Origin of the sequence: Erythrobacter cryptus DSM 12079 (genome assembly GCF_000422985.1) — a bacterium.
In the GTDB taxonomy this organism is placed as follows: Bacteria; Pseudomonadota; Alphaproteobacteria; order Sphingomonadales; family Sphingomonadaceae; genus Erythrobacter; species Erythrobacter cryptus.
In genome coordinates this window covers 20,210-32,898 of record NZ_KE383967.1, presented here as the reverse complement: position 1 = coordinate 32,898, position 12,689 = coordinate 20,210, and the positions used below count along the sequence as shown (strand labels likewise).

The 12,689-nt window shown below is 68.8% G+C and carries 14 protein-coding genes; 9 read left to right on the top strand and 5 right to left on the bottom strand.

Annotated features, from left to right (window positions below):
- Nucleotides 1-29: 29 nt before the first annotated feature.
- Both cpaB and G524_RS0113995 read right to left on the bottom strand, forming a co-directional pair.
- Complete coding sequence (cpaB, locus tag G524_RS0114000; protein WP_027444249.1) at nucleotides 30-1,139, bottom strand: Flp pilus assembly protein CpaB; 1,110 nt, start codon at nucleotides 1,137-1,139, stop codon at nucleotides 30-32.
- A 104-nt stretch (nucleotides 1,140-1,243) separates the two neighbouring features.
- Nucleotides 1,244-1,735 (bottom strand): A24 family peptidase, encoded by a 492-nt coding sequence (locus G524_RS0113995; RefSeq protein WP_027444248.1) that lies wholly within the window; start codon nucleotides 1,733-1,735, stop codon nucleotides 1,244-1,246.
- A gap of 120 nt (nucleotides 1,736-1,855) precedes the next feature.
- On the opposite strand from G524_RS0113995, the gene G524_RS0113990 reads away from it, so the two are divergent.
- The 3 genes from G524_RS0113990 to G524_RS16760 all read left to right on the top strand — a co-directional run bounded on the left by G524_RS0113990 (nucleotide 1,856) and on the right by G524_RS16760 (nucleotide 4,206).
- Nucleotides 1,856-2,848, top strand: a complete 993-nt coding sequence (locus G524_RS0113990) for an alpha/beta fold hydrolase (protein WP_027444247.1) — start codon at nucleotides 1,856-1,858, stop codon at nucleotides 2,846-2,848.
- Nucleotides 2,845-3,966, top strand: coding sequence for an NAD(P)/FAD-dependent oxidoreductase (locus G524_RS0113985; protein ID WP_027444246.1), 1,122 nt, complete (start codon nucleotides 2,845-2,847; stop codon nucleotides 3,964-3,966). Before G524_RS0113990 ends, G524_RS0113985 begins: the two co-directional genes overlap by 4 nt.
- A gap of 63 nt (nucleotides 3,967-4,029) precedes the next feature.
- Nucleotides 4,030-4,206, top strand: a complete 177-nt coding sequence (locus G524_RS16760; protein ID WP_084625203.1) for a YegP family protein — start codon at nucleotides 4,030-4,032, stop codon at nucleotides 4,204-4,206.
- Nucleotides 4,207-4,263: 57 nt separating this feature from the next.
- Here G524_RS16760 and rnhA read toward each other — a convergent pair whose 3' ends face one another.
- The 3 genes from rnhA to ispH are packed head-to-tail and all read right to left on the bottom strand — an operon-like array spanning nucleotide 4,264 to nucleotide 6,730.
- Nucleotides 4,264-4,707: a ribonuclease HI gene (rnhA, locus tag G524_RS0113975; RefSeq protein ID WP_027444245.1), complete on the bottom strand. Its 444-nt coding sequence runs from the start codon at nucleotides 4,705-4,707 to the stop codon at nucleotides 4,264-4,266.
- A 30-nt stretch (nucleotides 4,708-4,737) separates the two neighbouring features.
- A complete protein-coding gene (gene thrB / locus G524_RS0113970) occupies nucleotides 4,738-5,706 on the bottom strand; it encodes a homoserine kinase (protein WP_027444244.1) in 969 nt (322 codons plus the stop codon).
- Nucleotides 5,707-5,725: 19 nt separating this feature from the next.
- A complete protein-coding gene (ispH, locus tag G524_RS0113965; protein ID WP_027444243.1) occupies nucleotides 5,726-6,730 on the bottom strand; it encodes a 4-hydroxy-3-methylbut-2-enyl diphosphate reductase in 1,005 nt (334 codons plus the stop codon).
- Nucleotides 6,731-6,842: 112 nt separating this feature from the next.
- Here ispH and G524_RS0113960 point away from each other — a divergent pair, with 112 nt between their 5' ends.
- The 6 genes from G524_RS0113960 (at nucleotide 6,843) to scpB (ending at nucleotide 12,666) form a co-directional block, all read left to right on the top strand.
- Nucleotides 6,843-7,505: a hypothetical protein gene (locus G524_RS0113960; protein ID WP_027444242.1), complete on the top strand. Its 663-nt coding sequence runs from the start codon at nucleotides 6,843-6,845 to the stop codon at nucleotides 7,503-7,505.
- Between the two features lie 148 nt (nucleotides 7,506-7,653).
- Entirely contained in the window at nucleotides 7,654-9,399 is a 1,746-nt protein-coding gene (argS, locus tag G524_RS0113955; RefSeq protein WP_027444241.1) for an arginine--tRNA ligase, read from the top strand.
- 34 nt (nucleotides 9,400-9,433) lie between these two features.
- Nucleotides 9,434-10,141 carry an SPOR domain-containing protein gene (locus tag G524_RS0113950; protein ID WP_027444240.1) on the top strand — a complete coding sequence of 236 codons (708 nt, stop codon included), beginning with the start codon at nucleotides 9,434-9,436 and terminating at the stop codon, nucleotides 10,139-10,141.
- Nucleotides 10,142-10,232: 91 nt separating this feature from the next.
- Nucleotides 10,233-11,255: a beta-N-acetylhexosaminidase gene (gene nagZ, locus G524_RS0113945; RefSeq protein WP_027444239.1), complete on the top strand. Its 1,023-nt coding sequence runs from the start codon at nucleotides 10,233-10,235 to the stop codon at nucleotides 11,253-11,255.
- 20 nt (nucleotides 11,256-11,275) lie between these two features.
- On the top strand, nucleotides 11,276-12,037 hold the full coding sequence (locus G524_RS16090; RefSeq protein WP_051221319.1) for a segregation and condensation protein A: 762 nt from the start codon (nucleotides 11,276-11,278) through the stop codon (nucleotides 12,035-12,037).
- A complete protein-coding gene (gene scpB, locus G524_RS16085) occupies nucleotides 12,034-12,666 on the top strand; it encodes an SMC-Scp complex subunit ScpB (protein ID WP_036858067.1) in 633 nt (210 codons plus the stop codon). The genes G524_RS16090 and scpB overlap by 4 nt, the downstream gene beginning before the upstream one ends.
- Nucleotides 12,667-12,689 lie beyond the last annotated feature (23 nt).

Genomic DNA, 12,689 nt, shown 5'->3' with positions numbered 1-12,689 from the left:
GGAGTTGATCGGCATCATCGCCTTGGCCCTTAATTGATCACGGTGGCGTGGGCGGCGGGCATGGTCGCCCCGGCGCGCTTGAGGCCCTGCGACTGGCCGCTGAGGATCGCCCCGCCGGCGGTCTTGCCGCTCACCGGAACCTCGGTGGTCTCCTTGCCGCGGGTGACGCGCACGCTCGGCCCGGTATAGACCGGGGTGCTCGGAGCGCCCCCGGCCGGGGCTGCCGCCGGCGCCGCACTCGCCGGGGCCGGAGCTGCGGGCTTGCTCGGCACGGTCGAGCGCTGGAAGCGCGAGACATCGCCGCCGGTGCTGTAGCTGGTGCCCTTGTCCATCGGTCGGCCCATCGCGGCCTTGAGCAGCTTTTCCTCCTGCTCGGGCGTGGCGTTGTCGGGGATCTTGACGTCGCCCGAGGCAATCGCGCGCTCGAGCTCGGCCTCGCTGTCGGCGATCGAGCGCAGCACCAGGCTGATCGTGCCGATGGTGCGGGCCACCGCGATCTTTTCGGCGATCTTGGGCGTCACTTCGAGCGTGACGTTGCTCGAGGTGGCGACCACGGTCTTGCCGTTTTCATCGGTGGTGGTCTCGGTGCGCTGATCGGTGGCGAGCACGCGCAGGTTGCGCAGCACCGTCTCGGCGGTCTTGAGCGAGGGGCCATCGCCCTCACCCTGGACTTCCTGGGTGAGCACCAGGTCAACATGGTCGCCCGGGAAGATGAAGCCGGCAACCCCGGTATCCTCGGACACCGGAATGGTCACCGCCCGCATCCCCGGCCCGAGCGCGGCGGCAAGAAAGCCGCGGTCGCCCGGTGCCACCAGCGAGCCCTGCGTCACCGGCTCGCCCGCGGTGATCGGATAGCGCACCACCGTGCCGAGCAGCTTGTTGAGATCGGATTCGCCTTCGAGGAAATAGGCATCCTGCACCAGCTCCTTGGGCCAGGGCTGGAAGCCCAGCGCATCGGCGGTGATGATCGTGCCCACCGGCAGCGCCCGCTTGGCCACCAGCACCTTGGGGCCGGTCGGCACCGCAGCCGCCTCGGCGGCGGGGGCGGCCTGGCCGCTCAGCATGGTGCGCGCGGCAAAGGCCGTCCCGATCGCGACGATCAGCGCGCCGAGCAGCAGAACCAGTTTCTTCCTATCCATGGCCGAATAGCCCCCTTGTCAAAGCCCTGCGGTTGGTTAGCGGGCAGGTATGGTTGCGTTGGTTAAGTCCGGACTGGTTAAGATCGGGTTTTCAGGCGGCAGGCTCAGGCATAGAGGCCCTGAAGCGCGGCCTCGGGTAGGTAATTGGCCGCCAGCACCCACAGCGCGCCGAAGGAAATCGCCACGCCATAGGGGATGGCGAGGCGATGCTTCTGCCGCCGCGCCACGTGCCAGGCGCCCATGACGATGGTGAGCACCCCCCCGGCAATCGCCATCACCAGGAGGAGCTGGACGAACTGGTAGGGCGGCACCCACAAGGCGAGCGCGGTGAGCAGCTTGACATCCCCGCCGCCCATCATCCGCAGGGCAAACAGCCCGGCAAAGACGGCAAAGGCCGCCAGCGCCACCCCCAGCTGCAGCGCCACATCGGGCCACAGCGCCAGCCCGCTTGCCCACCAGAACAGCGGTGCGCCGAGCGCGATCGCGCCATTGAGCCAATTGTCGATCTGCCGCCGGGTAAGGTCGGTGAAGGCCGCCACGACCAGCGCGATTGCCAAGGCCGCCAGCAGAACGTAGGAAAGGGTAGTCATCGCCATCGTGCCCCTCGAAAGCCAGCCCCGCGCCGTGCCGGGCTGTCCATGATTGGGACACGTGCTACAGATCATGGCTTACCAAATAGTAACCACGTTGCCCCCCTGCCCGAGATGCCTTGCCCCATGACCGGCCCTGTTTCTGCACAGAGCCCGGGCCCGGCGATTGATCGGCGCGCCATTCCCCCAGCGGCGCGCGAGAGTCGCTGGCGGGCGGAAGATGGCCATCCCATCCGCCGGATCGACTGGCCGGGGGCCGCTGATGGCACGCCGCGCGGATCGATCCTGTTCTTGCCCGGGCGCGGCGATTTCTACGAAAAATATCTGGAGACGCTCGAGGAATGGCACCGGGCGGGCTGGCGCGTCACCGCATCCGATTGGCGCGGGCAGGCCGGATCGGGGCGCTTCGGACGCGACGCGGTGACCGGGCATATCGCCGACTTTGCCATCTGGATCGATGATCTTGCCGCGCTGTGGGCGCAGTGGGTGGCCGAAACCCCACCGCCGCACGTGCTTGCCGCCCATTCGATGGGCGGGCACCTGGTGCTGCGGGCGCTGGTCGAGCGCCGCCTTGCGCCCGATGCGGTGGTGCTGAGCGCCCCGATGATCGGAGTCAACGGCCCGCCGCTGCCGCTCGGCGTGCTCCACGCCGCGGCCCGGGTGATGTGCGCGTTGGGCGATCCGCTGCGGCCGGCGTGGAAGTGGAGCGAGAAGCCGGGCGAGCTGCCCGCCGGACGCCAGCAGCTCCTCACCCACGATCCCGAGCGCTATGCCGACGAGGAATGGTGGCGCGCGGCGCGCAGCGAGCTGGTGATGGGCCCGGCCAGCTGGCGCTGGGTTGAACGCGCCTATGCCTCATGGCGCAGGCTTGAGGCGCCCGGCGCGCTCGAGCAAGTTTCCACCCCGGTGCTGATCATCTCGACCGCGGCCGATCGTCTGGTGAGCCACCGCGCCAATCTGGCCGCGGCTGCACGCCTGCCGCGCGGCGAGATCATGGCGCTTGGGCCGGAGGCGGCGCACGAGGTGCTGCGCGAGGCCGATCCGGTGCGCAGCGCGGTGATGGCGCGCATCGCAGACTTTCTCGACCGGGTCGCCCCCAAGCGGCAGGGATCGGCATGATCCACGATTTTGCCATCATCGGCGCCGGCATGGCCGGGGCGAGCCTCGCGGCCGAACTTGCCCCCCATGCCCGGGTGCTGCTGCTCGAGGCCGAGGCGGCGCCGGGTTACCATGCCACCGGGCGCTCGGCCGCCTTCTGGGAAGAGACCTATGGCGGGCCAGGGGTGGTGCCGCTCACCCGCGCTTCGGGGCCTTACTTGGCCGAACACGGCTTTCTCACCATCCGCGGGGCGCTCTATCTCGGCCGGGCCGAGGATCGCGCTGCGCTTGCCGCGCATCGGCAGACCTTCACCGCAGCGGGGGTGGAGATTGTCCCCTGCGAAGGCAAAGCGCTCAGCGCCATGGTGCCGCTGCTGCGCCCCGAATGGTGCCTGGGGCTGCACCAGCCGGCCTGCGCCGATATCGACGTGGCGGGTCTGCACCAGCACTATCTCGCCCGCGCCCGCCAGCACGGTGCGCAGCTTGCCTGCCGCGCCGAGGTGACGGGTCTGCGCCGGTCCGGCGGGGTGTGGCAGATTGCCACAGCGCGGGGCGAGAACTTTGCCGCCGCTGCCATCGTCAATGCCGCCGGGGCCTGGGCCGATGAGGTGGCGGTGCGCGCCGGAGCATCCCCGATCGGCCTTGCCCCGCTGCGTCGCACCGTGGTCGTGCTGCGGGTCGATCCGCCCGCGCCCGCCGATCTGCCGCTGGTGCTCGACATCAATGGTGGCTTCTATTTCAAGCCCGATGCCGGCCGGCTGTGGCTTTCGCCGCATGACGAGATTCCTTCCGCACCCTGCGATGCCGCGCCCGAGGAGCTCGACGTGGCAGTGGCGATCGACCGCTTCGAGAAGGTCACGCAATGGCGCATCGCCGCGGTTGAGCGGCGCTGGGCGGGCCTGCGCAGTTTTGCGCCCGATCGGCTGCCGGCCTATGGCCCCGATCCCGAGGTGCCGGGCTTCATCTGGTTTGCCGGGCAAGGCGGCTTTGGCATCCAGACCGCACCCGCCGCGGCGCGCCTCACTGCCCAGGGGCTGCTTGGCCTTGGGCCTGATGCGATGACCGCTGCGCTCGACCGCGAAGCCTATGCCCCGGCACGGCTGCTCCTTCAGCCGGGGAAACAAGGCCTTGCACTCTAGCCAAGCGGCTTTGCTTCTGGCAGGTCAGCGGGCACAGCCAACAAACAGGAAGGGGGACGCGCGATGGCGCACAAGTTCGAAATCTACAAGGACAAGGCCGGTGAATATCGGGTGCGGTTCAAGTACAATTCTGAAGTGATGTTCGCCACCGAAGGCTATGCCAGCAAGGCGAGCGCCATGAACGCGATCGAATCGATCAAGAAGAACGGGCCTGAGGCCCCGGTCGAAGACAACACCTGAAGCGGCCAGCGCCGGGAAGGCGGGGGCAGGGCACCTGCCGGCCTCCGCAATCGCGCCTCACCGCGCGACTGCCGCGCGCGCTGCAGCTGCGCTGGCAAGCGCATCGACGCGCTCGTTCTCGGCATGGCCATCATGCCCCTTGACCCAGTGCCAGGTGATGCGGTGCGGGCGCGCCGCGTCGATCAGCGCGCGCCACAAATCGGCATTCTTCACCGGCTTCTTCGCGGCATTCACCCAGCCATTGCGCTGCCAGGCGTGAACCCATTTTTCGATACCGTCGAGCAGGTAACGGCTGTCGGAATAAAGATCGACCGCGCAGGGCTCGCGCAGGGCCTCGAGCCCGCGGATTGCCGCCGTCAGCTCCATGCGGTTGTTGGTGGTCTCGGCCTCGCCGCCCGAAAGCTCCTTCTCGTGCCGGCCCATGCGCAGCAGCACCCCCCAGCCGCCCGGGCCGGGATTGCCCTTGCACGCCCCGTCGGTGAAGATCTCGACCCGTTTCATCGCTTGCGCGCCTAGGCCCAGCCGCGCCGCCTAGGCAAGCGCGGCGGCGCCATGAGCCTCGTAAAAGCGCCAGCGGCGCACGAACTGCATCGGATCCTTGCGCGCGACCAGCGCATCATCGGGGGTGTCGAGCCAGTCCTCGGCACGGCTGGCGACAAAGCGCAGACAGGCGCCCTTGGCAATCTGTGGCAGCAGCGCGCGCTCATCGGGGGCAAGGGGGCGCACGCTTTCATAGCCCGCGATCAGCGCCGTGCTGCAGGCGGGAAGGAAGCGATCCTCGGCATCGAAGCACCAGGCCGCGTGGGTGACGGCGAGGTCAAGCGCCATCGGCCCGGTGCAGGCGAAATAGAAATCAATGAGGCCCGTTACCTTGTCGCCCAGCATCAGCACATTGTCGGGAAACAGATCGGTGTGGGTCTGCGACTGGGGCAGGTGGGACAGATCGAGGGCCGCGGCGGCGCGCGCCGGGGCCAGCATGGCGGGCAGATCGGGATCGATCCGCGCCAGCGCCGCCGCCCCGCAGGCCTCGAGCGTGGCGGCATTGGCGGCAAAGCCGAGCGCATTGGCGCGGCGCATCGGGAAATCGCGCGCGGCAAGGTGCATCCGCGCCAGCACTTCCCCCACCGCGGCGGCCTGAGCCGGAGTGGGCCGGGTTGGCGAGACCCCGGGCAGGAACTCGATCAACGCCGCAGCCTTGCCCCGTTCCATGCGGAAGGCGGCGCCGCTGCGATCATGAATGGTGCGCGGCACCGGGCAGCCCCTCGCCGCAAGATGATCGAGTAGGCCGAGGAAATAGGGCAGATCGGCATAATCGATCCGCCGTTCATATAGCGTGAGGATGAAGCGCGTGCCGGTGCCGGGTGCGCCGGTGGTCTCGATCAGCCAATTGGAATTGGATACGCCCTCGGCAATGCCCTTGGCCGAAACCAGCGCCCCCACCTCATATTCGCCGATCAGTCGGGCGAGGTCTTCCGCGCCCAGATGGGTATAGACCGCCATGCGCCCCCGCCTGTTTGGCCTATTCGGTCAGCTGGCGCGGCAGCTTGAACACCATCTTTTCTTCTGCCGCGGTGATGGTCTTCTCGCGGATCGGGCGGTAGCGGCCGAGCGTTGTAACCACCTCGCGCACCAGGATCTCTGGCGCCGAGGCCCCGGCGGTAAGCCCAAGGGTTTCAACCCCTTCGAGCCAAGCAAAGTCGATCTCCTCGGCCCGCTGGATCAGTTTGGCCGGGGTGCCGAGCCTTTCGGAAACCTCAACCAGGCGCAGCGAATTGGAGGAATTGGGCGCGCCGATCACCAGCACCAGATCGCAATCCTGCGCCAGTTCCTTGACCGCCGCCTGGCGGTTGGAGGTGGCATAGCAGATATCCTCGGCGCGCGGGCCGACGATGTTGGGATAGCGCCATTCGAGCGCCTGGATCACCTCGCGCGTGTCGTCCACCGACAGCGTGGTCTGGGTGAGATAGGCAAGGTCCTCGTCGGCATCGAAGGGCAGCTTTTCAACGTCCTCGATGGTCTCGACCAGAGTCATCTGACCCGGCGCGACCTGGCCCATGGTGCCGATCACTTCGGGGTGGCCGGCATGGCCGATGAAGATGATGTGCCGGCCCTTCTCGATCTGGCGTTCGGCCTGGCGATGGACCTTGGAGACCAGCGGGCAGGTGGCATCGACATAGAGCAGGTTGCGCCGCCGTGCCTCGGCCGGAACCGATTTGGGCACGCCGTGGGCGCTGAACACCACCGGGGCATCATCGGGCACCTCGTCGAGCTCCTCGACGAAGATCGCTCCCTTGGCCTTCAGCCCCTCGACCACATATTTGTTGTGGACGATCTCGTGGCGCACATAGACCGGCGAACCATAGCGCTCGAGCGCTTTCTCGACGATCTCGATCGCCCGGTCCACCCCGGCGCAAAAGCCGCGCGGGGCGGCGATCAGCAGGTTGAGCGGTGGCCGCGCGGCGATCGGGTCGCCCTCGGCGGGTGCTGCGGGCGCGGCAGGCGTAGCGGGAAAGGGCGCGTTCATCGCTCACCCCCTAGCGCTTTCCGGCGCGCCTCGCTAGGGCGTGTATGGGATCGCCGCGGCCACCTGGCCGCAGCGGGCCGTAAGATCGTGATCAGCTAAGGACGGGTTTTCGATGATGCTTCGCGCGCGCCCCATAATGGCCCTGTCGGCTGCGGCCTGCGCCACAGCGGCGCTCAGCGCCTGCGCGAGCGAGGGCGAGTTGGTGATCAATGAAGGGCTGGGCGTCACCAGCGTGCTCTCGCTGTGCCCGGCGATTGGCATTCCCGACTACACCGGCGATATCACCACCTTTCGCGATCCGGCTGACCGTTCGGTCGCCAGCCTTGATGTCAGCGCGGCGATGACCAACCTCAGGGCGCAATGCAACGAGACCGGTGATCGCATCTATTCCGAGGCGAGCTTCACCGTGAATGCCCGCCGCACCGACACGCGCGGTGCGCGCACGGTGAGCCTCCCTTATTTCGTCACCGTGCTGCGCGGCGGCAGCGCGGTGGTCTCCAAGCGCATCGGCACCGTGACCCTCACCTTTGCCGACGGGCAGGAGCGCGCCAGCGCCACCGCCAAGGCCGGTGCCTTCGTCAACCGCGCCGATGCCACCCTGCCGCCCGACATCCGCGAGAAGATCACCAAGAAGCGACGACCTGGTGATCCCGACGCGGCGCTCGATCCGCTGGCTGACCCCGAAGTCAAGGCGGCGATCGCCCGCAGCCGCTTTGAGGTGCTGGTGGGCTTCCAGCTGACCGAGGAACAGCTAGCCTACAACGTGACGCGCTGAAGGCTCTCCCAAAGCCCGATCCGCCTCATCGCTCACGGCAGGCTGGCCCCGCCACCGCCGCCCTATGTGCTGCCCGGTCGGGCTTGACCGCGGGCAGTGCTTGCTTTCTTGCACGCGCGCACGCTTGCGCCCATCGCACGAGACCCACATGACCAAGACCCTCTATGCCGCCCACGCGGCGCTTATCGAAACCGTGCTTGGCGAGCTGATCGCCGAGGGCACTCTGCCTGCGGGCACCAGCCTTGCCCCCGTGACGATCGAGCCGCCGCGCGATCCTGCCCATGGCGATCTTGCCACCAATGCCGCGATGGTGCTGGCCAAGGGTGCGGGGCTGGCCCCGCGCGCGCTGGCCGAAACGATCGTCACCCGGCTGGCCGCGCAGCCCTCGATCACCAGCGCCGAAATCGCCGGGCCGGGCTTCATCAACTTGCGCCTTTCCCCCGAGGTGTGGCGTGATGAACTCAAGGCCATCCACACGCTCGGGGCCGATTACGGGCGCTCGGGCCTCGGCGCGGGTACCACGGTCAATGTCGAATATGTCTCGGCCAATCCCACCGGGCCGATGCACATGGGCCATTGCCGCGGCGCGGTGGTGGGCGATGCCCTTGCGGGCCTGCTCGAATTTGCCGGGCACAAGGTGATCCGCGAATATTACATCAATGATGCCGGGGCGCAGGTCGATGTCCTCGCCCGCTCGGTGCACCTGCGCTACCGCGAAGCGCTGGGCGAGGCGATCGGCGAGATCCCCTCAGGCCTCTATCCCGGCGATTATTTGAAGCCGGTGGGCGCGGCGCTCGCCGCCGAGTTCGGGACGCGCTATGCCGCCGCGCCCGAGAGCGAATGGCTCGGCCTGTTTCGCAGCCGCGCCGTGGCGGCGATGATGGAGATGATCCGCGCCGACCTGGCCACGCTTGGCATCGTCCATGATGTCTTTTCCTCCGAGGCCGAGCTTCAGGCATCGGGCAAGGTCGATGCGGCCGAGGCCTGGCTGCGCGCGCATGACCTTGTCTATGACGGGATGCTCGAGGCGCCCAAGGGCAAGGCTCCGCCCGAGGACTGGGAGCCGACGGTGCTGCCGCTGTTCCGCTCCACCCGCTTCGGCGATGATCAGGATCGCCCGATCAAGAAATCGAACGGCGCCTGGACCTATTTCGGCGCCGATCTGGCCTATCATTTCGAGAAGGCCCAGCGCGCCGACGCGCTGGTCGATATCTGGGGGGCTGACCATGCCGGCACGGTCAAGCGGATCAAGGCCGCGGTCGCCGCGCTCACCAGTGCCGACGGGGCAAGCCCCAAGCCCTTCGAGATCAAGCTCGTGCAGATGGTGCAGCTGCTGAAGGGCGGGCAGCCGTTCAAGATGTCGAAGCGGGCGGGCAATTTCGTCACCCTTGCCGATGTGGTCGAGATGGTCGGCAAGGATGTGGTGCGCTTCACCATGCTCACCCGCAAGCCCGATGCGCAGATGGATTTCGATTTCGACAAGGTGGTCGAGGCCTCGAAGGACAATCCGGTGTTCTATGTGCAATATGCCCATGCCCGGATTTCATCGACCCTGCGCAAGGCGGCCGAGGCGGGCCATGCCCCTGCGGCTCATGCGCTCGAACGGCTGGGGGCCGAGGAGCTGGCGCTCATCGCCCGCGCGGCGCAGTTCCCGCGCGAGATCGAAATGGCCGCCCGCGCCCGCGAGCCGCACCGGATCGCCTTCTACCTCTATGATCTGGCAGCCGATTTCCACGCCTATTGGAACCTCGGCAATGACCGGCCGGAAAAGCGCTTCATCCTGGAACAGGACGCTGCGCTCACCGCGGCAAGGCTTTATCTCGCCGCGGCAATCGGGCAAGTGATCCGCAACGGCCTTGGCGTTCTGGGCGTTACGGCGGTGGAGAGCATGTAGCGGCCTGCGCCTTGGCGCGGCACGGGGGACAGGCATGATCGAGGCAGAATACGAGGAACTGGAGCCAGACGAGGGTGCGCTTGGCCTTGCCGATACCGACAGCCTGCCCTGGCTCGAATCCGGCGCCGAGGATGAGGAGCCGGGCGGGCTCGATCCGGGGCAGGTGATGCTGTTCCTTGCTGCGCTGGTGCTGCTCTTGGGCGCGGCGGTGGGCGCGGTGTGGTATTTTACCAGCAGGGCCGAGGGCGGGCAGGGCGTGCCCGAGGGCGGCGTGATCGCGGCGCCCGAAGGCCCGGTCAAGGAACGGCCCGAAGATCCGGGCGGCAAGCAGTTCGCCGGCACCGGCAATGTCGCCCCGGTGGTGAGCGAGGGTGGCTCGCGCCCGGCGGTGGTGGCAGCGCCGCCTGCCGCTGCTTCTGCGACCTCAGCGCCTGCTGCCGCGCCGGCACCTGCCGCCTCTGCCGCGGCCGGGGCTGCGGCGCCCGCCACCACAGCGGCGGGCGATGCCGGCGGGGTGGCGGTACAGCTTGCCGCCTACAGCAACCGCGCCCGCGCCGAGCAGGGCTGGGGCGATCTGGCGCGCCGCACCGATGCCCTTGCCGGGGTGCGCCACCGGGTGGTCGAGGCCAAGGTCGATAGCGGCACGGTCTATCGCCTCCAGGCGCTCGCCCCCAATCGCGCCGAGGCCGAAAAGCTGTGCAGCGCGCTCAAGGCCGATGGCCTTGCCTGTCAGATCAAGTAGCCCAGCCCATCGGCGCCAGCTGTCACCTTATCCCCGCTCGTGATCGCCTGCCGGGCTTGCCGGCGGCGGGCAAGCCTGCGAACCTCATGGCATGATTCCGGCGATCTTCGGCCTGTCCGGCCCCGTTCTGACGGATGAGGAACGCGCCTTCTTCCGCGCTGCCGATCCGGCAGGCTACATCCTGTTCGCGCGCAATTGCATCGCGCCCGAGCAACTGCGGGCGCTGACCGACGATCTGCGCAGCCTTCACGGGCGCGAGCAGCTGCTGATCGCGATCGATCAGGAAGGCGGCAGGGTGGCGCGCCTGCGCCCGCCGCATTGGGCGGCCTATCCACCAGGCGCGGCGTTCGATCGGCTCTATGCCCTGGCGCCGGCCAGCGCGATCGAAGCGGCGCGCGCCAACGCCACGGCGATGGCGCTTGAGCTTTCAGCGATGGGGATCACGGTCGATTTCCACCCCCCGCTCGATCTGCGCGTGCCCGGGGCCCACGAGGTGATCGGCGATCGCGCGCTCGGCAGCAGCCCGATGCAGGTGGCAGCGCTGGGCCGAGCGATTCTCGAAGGGCTGGCCGCGGGCGGGGTGACGGGCTGCATCAAGCACCTGCCCGGCCATGGCCGCAGCACGGTGGACAGCCACGAGGCCCTGCCCGTGGTGAGCGCCGCGCCCGAGGTGCTGGAAGATGACCTTGCTCCTTTCGCGCGCCTCAGCCACGCGCTCATCGGCATGACCGGGCACCTCGTCTTCACCGCCTGGGACGGGGAGAACCCGGCCACGCTCTCGCCCTTCGTCATCAAGCACATCATCCGCGAGCGGATCGGCTTTGACGGCCTCCTCCTCAGCGATGATATCGACATGAAGGCGCTGGGCGGCACGATTGCCGAGCGCGCCCGGCGCGCCCACGATGCGGGCTGCGACATCATCCTCAATTGCTGGGCGCGGCTTGATGACATGGAGGCGATCTGCGCGGCGCTGCCCACCATGTCCGCGGCCACCGCCGAGAGGCTTGCGCGTGCGCTTGCCCCCACCCGCATCGCCCCGGGGCTGGCGGCCGAGGCGCGCGAGCTCATCGCCATTCGCGATCGCCTGCTGGCGTTGGTGGAGAGCGCCGCGTGAGCGAGGCCGAGGCTCCCTTCATGCTCGCCGGCGCCGCGCCGCGCGAGAAGGATGATGCGCTCTATCTCGAGCTCGGCGCCTGGGAAGGCCCGCTCGATCTGCTGCTCGACCTTGCCCGGCGGCAGAAGGTTGACCTCAGGCAGATCTCGATCCTCGCGCTGGTCGATCAATATCTCGGCTATATCGAGCGTGCCGGGGCGCTGAAGCTGGAACTGGCCGCCGATTACCTGGTGATGGCGGCCTGGCTCGCCTATCTCAAATCCGCGCTGCTGCTGCCCAAGGCCGAGCAGGAAGACCCGAGCCCCGAAGAACTGGCGCTGCGGCTGCAATTGCGGCTCCAGCGCCTCGGGGCGATGCGCGAGGCGGCCGCGCGGCTGATGGCGCGCGACCGCATCGGACGCGATGTGTTCCTTCGCGGCGCGCCCGAGGGCCTGCGCACCGATCGCCGGATCGTCTGGCGCTCGGACCTGTTCAGCCTGATCCAGGCCTATGGCCAGGTCAAGGCGCGCACCGCGCCGCGGGTCTATTACGTCGCCGCGCGCCCGGTGATGACGCTCGAAAGCGCGCTCGAGCGGGTCTCGGCCATGCTCGGGGTGACGCTCGAATGGATGGAGATCCGCGATTTCCTCCCGCCTCATGCCTCGCCGGAACTGAGGCGCTCGGCGCTGGCCTCGAGCTTTGTCGCCGCGCTCGAACTGGCCAAGCGCGGGCGCGCCGAGATCGCGCAGGAGGAGGCCTTCGCCCCCTTGCGCATCCGCCGGCTGCGGGACAGCGCGGCATGAGCGCAGAGCCCTCCGCGCTCGAACGCGCGCTCGAGGCGACGCTCTTTGCCGCCGAGGAGCCGCTCAGCCCGGCCGCGCTGGCCGCCCATCTGGGCGATGTCGGCGAAGGCGCGGTGCGCGAAGCGCTCGCGGCGCTGGCGGCGCATTACCGCGTGCGCGGGGTGCACCTCGTCGAGCGCGGCGGGCGCTGGCATTTCGAGACCGCGCCCGATCTTGCCCACCTGTTGCGGCGCGAGCAGGAGCAGGTGCGGCGCCTGTCGCGCGCGGCCACCGAGGTGCTGGCGATCATTGCCTATCACGAGCCGGTGAGCCGGGCCGAGATCGAATCGATCCGCGGGGTGCAGACCAGCGCCGGCACGCTCGACGTGCTGATGGAAGCCGGCTGGGTGCGCCCGGTGGGCCGGCGCGAGGTGCCGGGCCGTCCGGTGATCTATGCCACGACCCCTGAATTCCTCGACCATTTCGGCCTTGCCAGCCGCCGCGATCTGCCCGGGATCGACGAGCTGCGCACCGCCGGGTTGCTCGATCCGGTCGATGCGGCGATGGAGGCCGCGCTGGGCGGGGAAGGCCGCTTCGGCCCCGACGAGCCAGAGGCGGACGCGGCTGCGGGCGAGGGCGAGGAGGATTAGCGCCGCGCCGCCTGCGCCGATCG

Excerpts from the sequence above, each read along its gene's own strand:
- cpaB (WP_027444249.1), bottom strand. The coding sequence starts at position 1,139 with ATGGATAGGAAGAAACTGGTTCTGCTGCTCGGCGCGCTGATCGTCGCG.
- G524_RS0113995 (WP_027444248.1), bottom strand. The coding sequence starts at position 1,735 with ATGGCGATGACTACCCTTTCCTACGTTCTGCTGGCGGCCTTGGCAATC.
- G524_RS0113990 (WP_027444247.1), top strand. The coding sequence starts at position 1,856 with ATGACCGGCCCTGTTTCTGCACAGAGCCCGGGCCCGGCGATTGATCGG.
- G524_RS0113985 (WP_027444246.1), top strand. The coding sequence starts at position 2,845 with ATGATCCACGATTTTGCCATCATCGGCGCCGGCATGGCCGGGGCGAGC.
- G524_RS16760 (WP_084625203.1), top strand. The coding sequence starts at position 4,030 with ATGGCGCACAAGTTCGAAATCTACAAGGACAAGGCCGGTGAATATCGG.
- rnhA (WP_027444245.1), bottom strand. The coding sequence starts at position 4,707 with ATGAAACGGGTCGAGATCTTCACCGACGGGGCGTGCAAGGGCAATCCC.
- thrB (WP_027444244.1), bottom strand. The coding sequence starts at position 5,706 with ATGGCGGTCTATACCCATCTGGGCGCGGAAGACCTCGCCCGACTGATC.
- ispH (WP_027444243.1), bottom strand. The coding sequence starts at position 6,730 with ATGAACGCGCCCTTTCCCGCTACGCCTGCCGCGCCCGCAGCACCCGCC.
- G524_RS0113960 (WP_027444242.1), top strand. The coding sequence starts at position 6,843 with ATGATGCTTCGCGCGCGCCCCATAATGGCCCTGTCGGCTGCGGCCTGC.
- argS (WP_027444241.1), top strand. The coding sequence starts at position 7,654 with ATGACCAAGACCCTCTATGCCGCCCACGCGGCGCTTATCGAAACCGTG.
- G524_RS0113950 (WP_027444240.1), top strand. The coding sequence starts at position 9,434 with ATGATCGAGGCAGAATACGAGGAACTGGAGCCAGACGAGGGTGCGCTT.
- nagZ (WP_027444239.1), top strand. The coding sequence starts at position 10,233 with ATGATTCCGGCGATCTTCGGCCTGTCCGGCCCCGTTCTGACGGATGAG.
- G524_RS16090 (WP_051221319.1), top strand. The coding sequence starts at position 11,276 with ATGCTCGCCGGCGCCGCGCCGCGCGAGAAGGATGATGCGCTCTATCTC.
- scpB (WP_036858067.1), top strand. The coding sequence starts at position 12,034 with ATGAGCGCAGAGCCCTCCGCGCTCGAACGCGCGCTCGAGGCGACGCTC.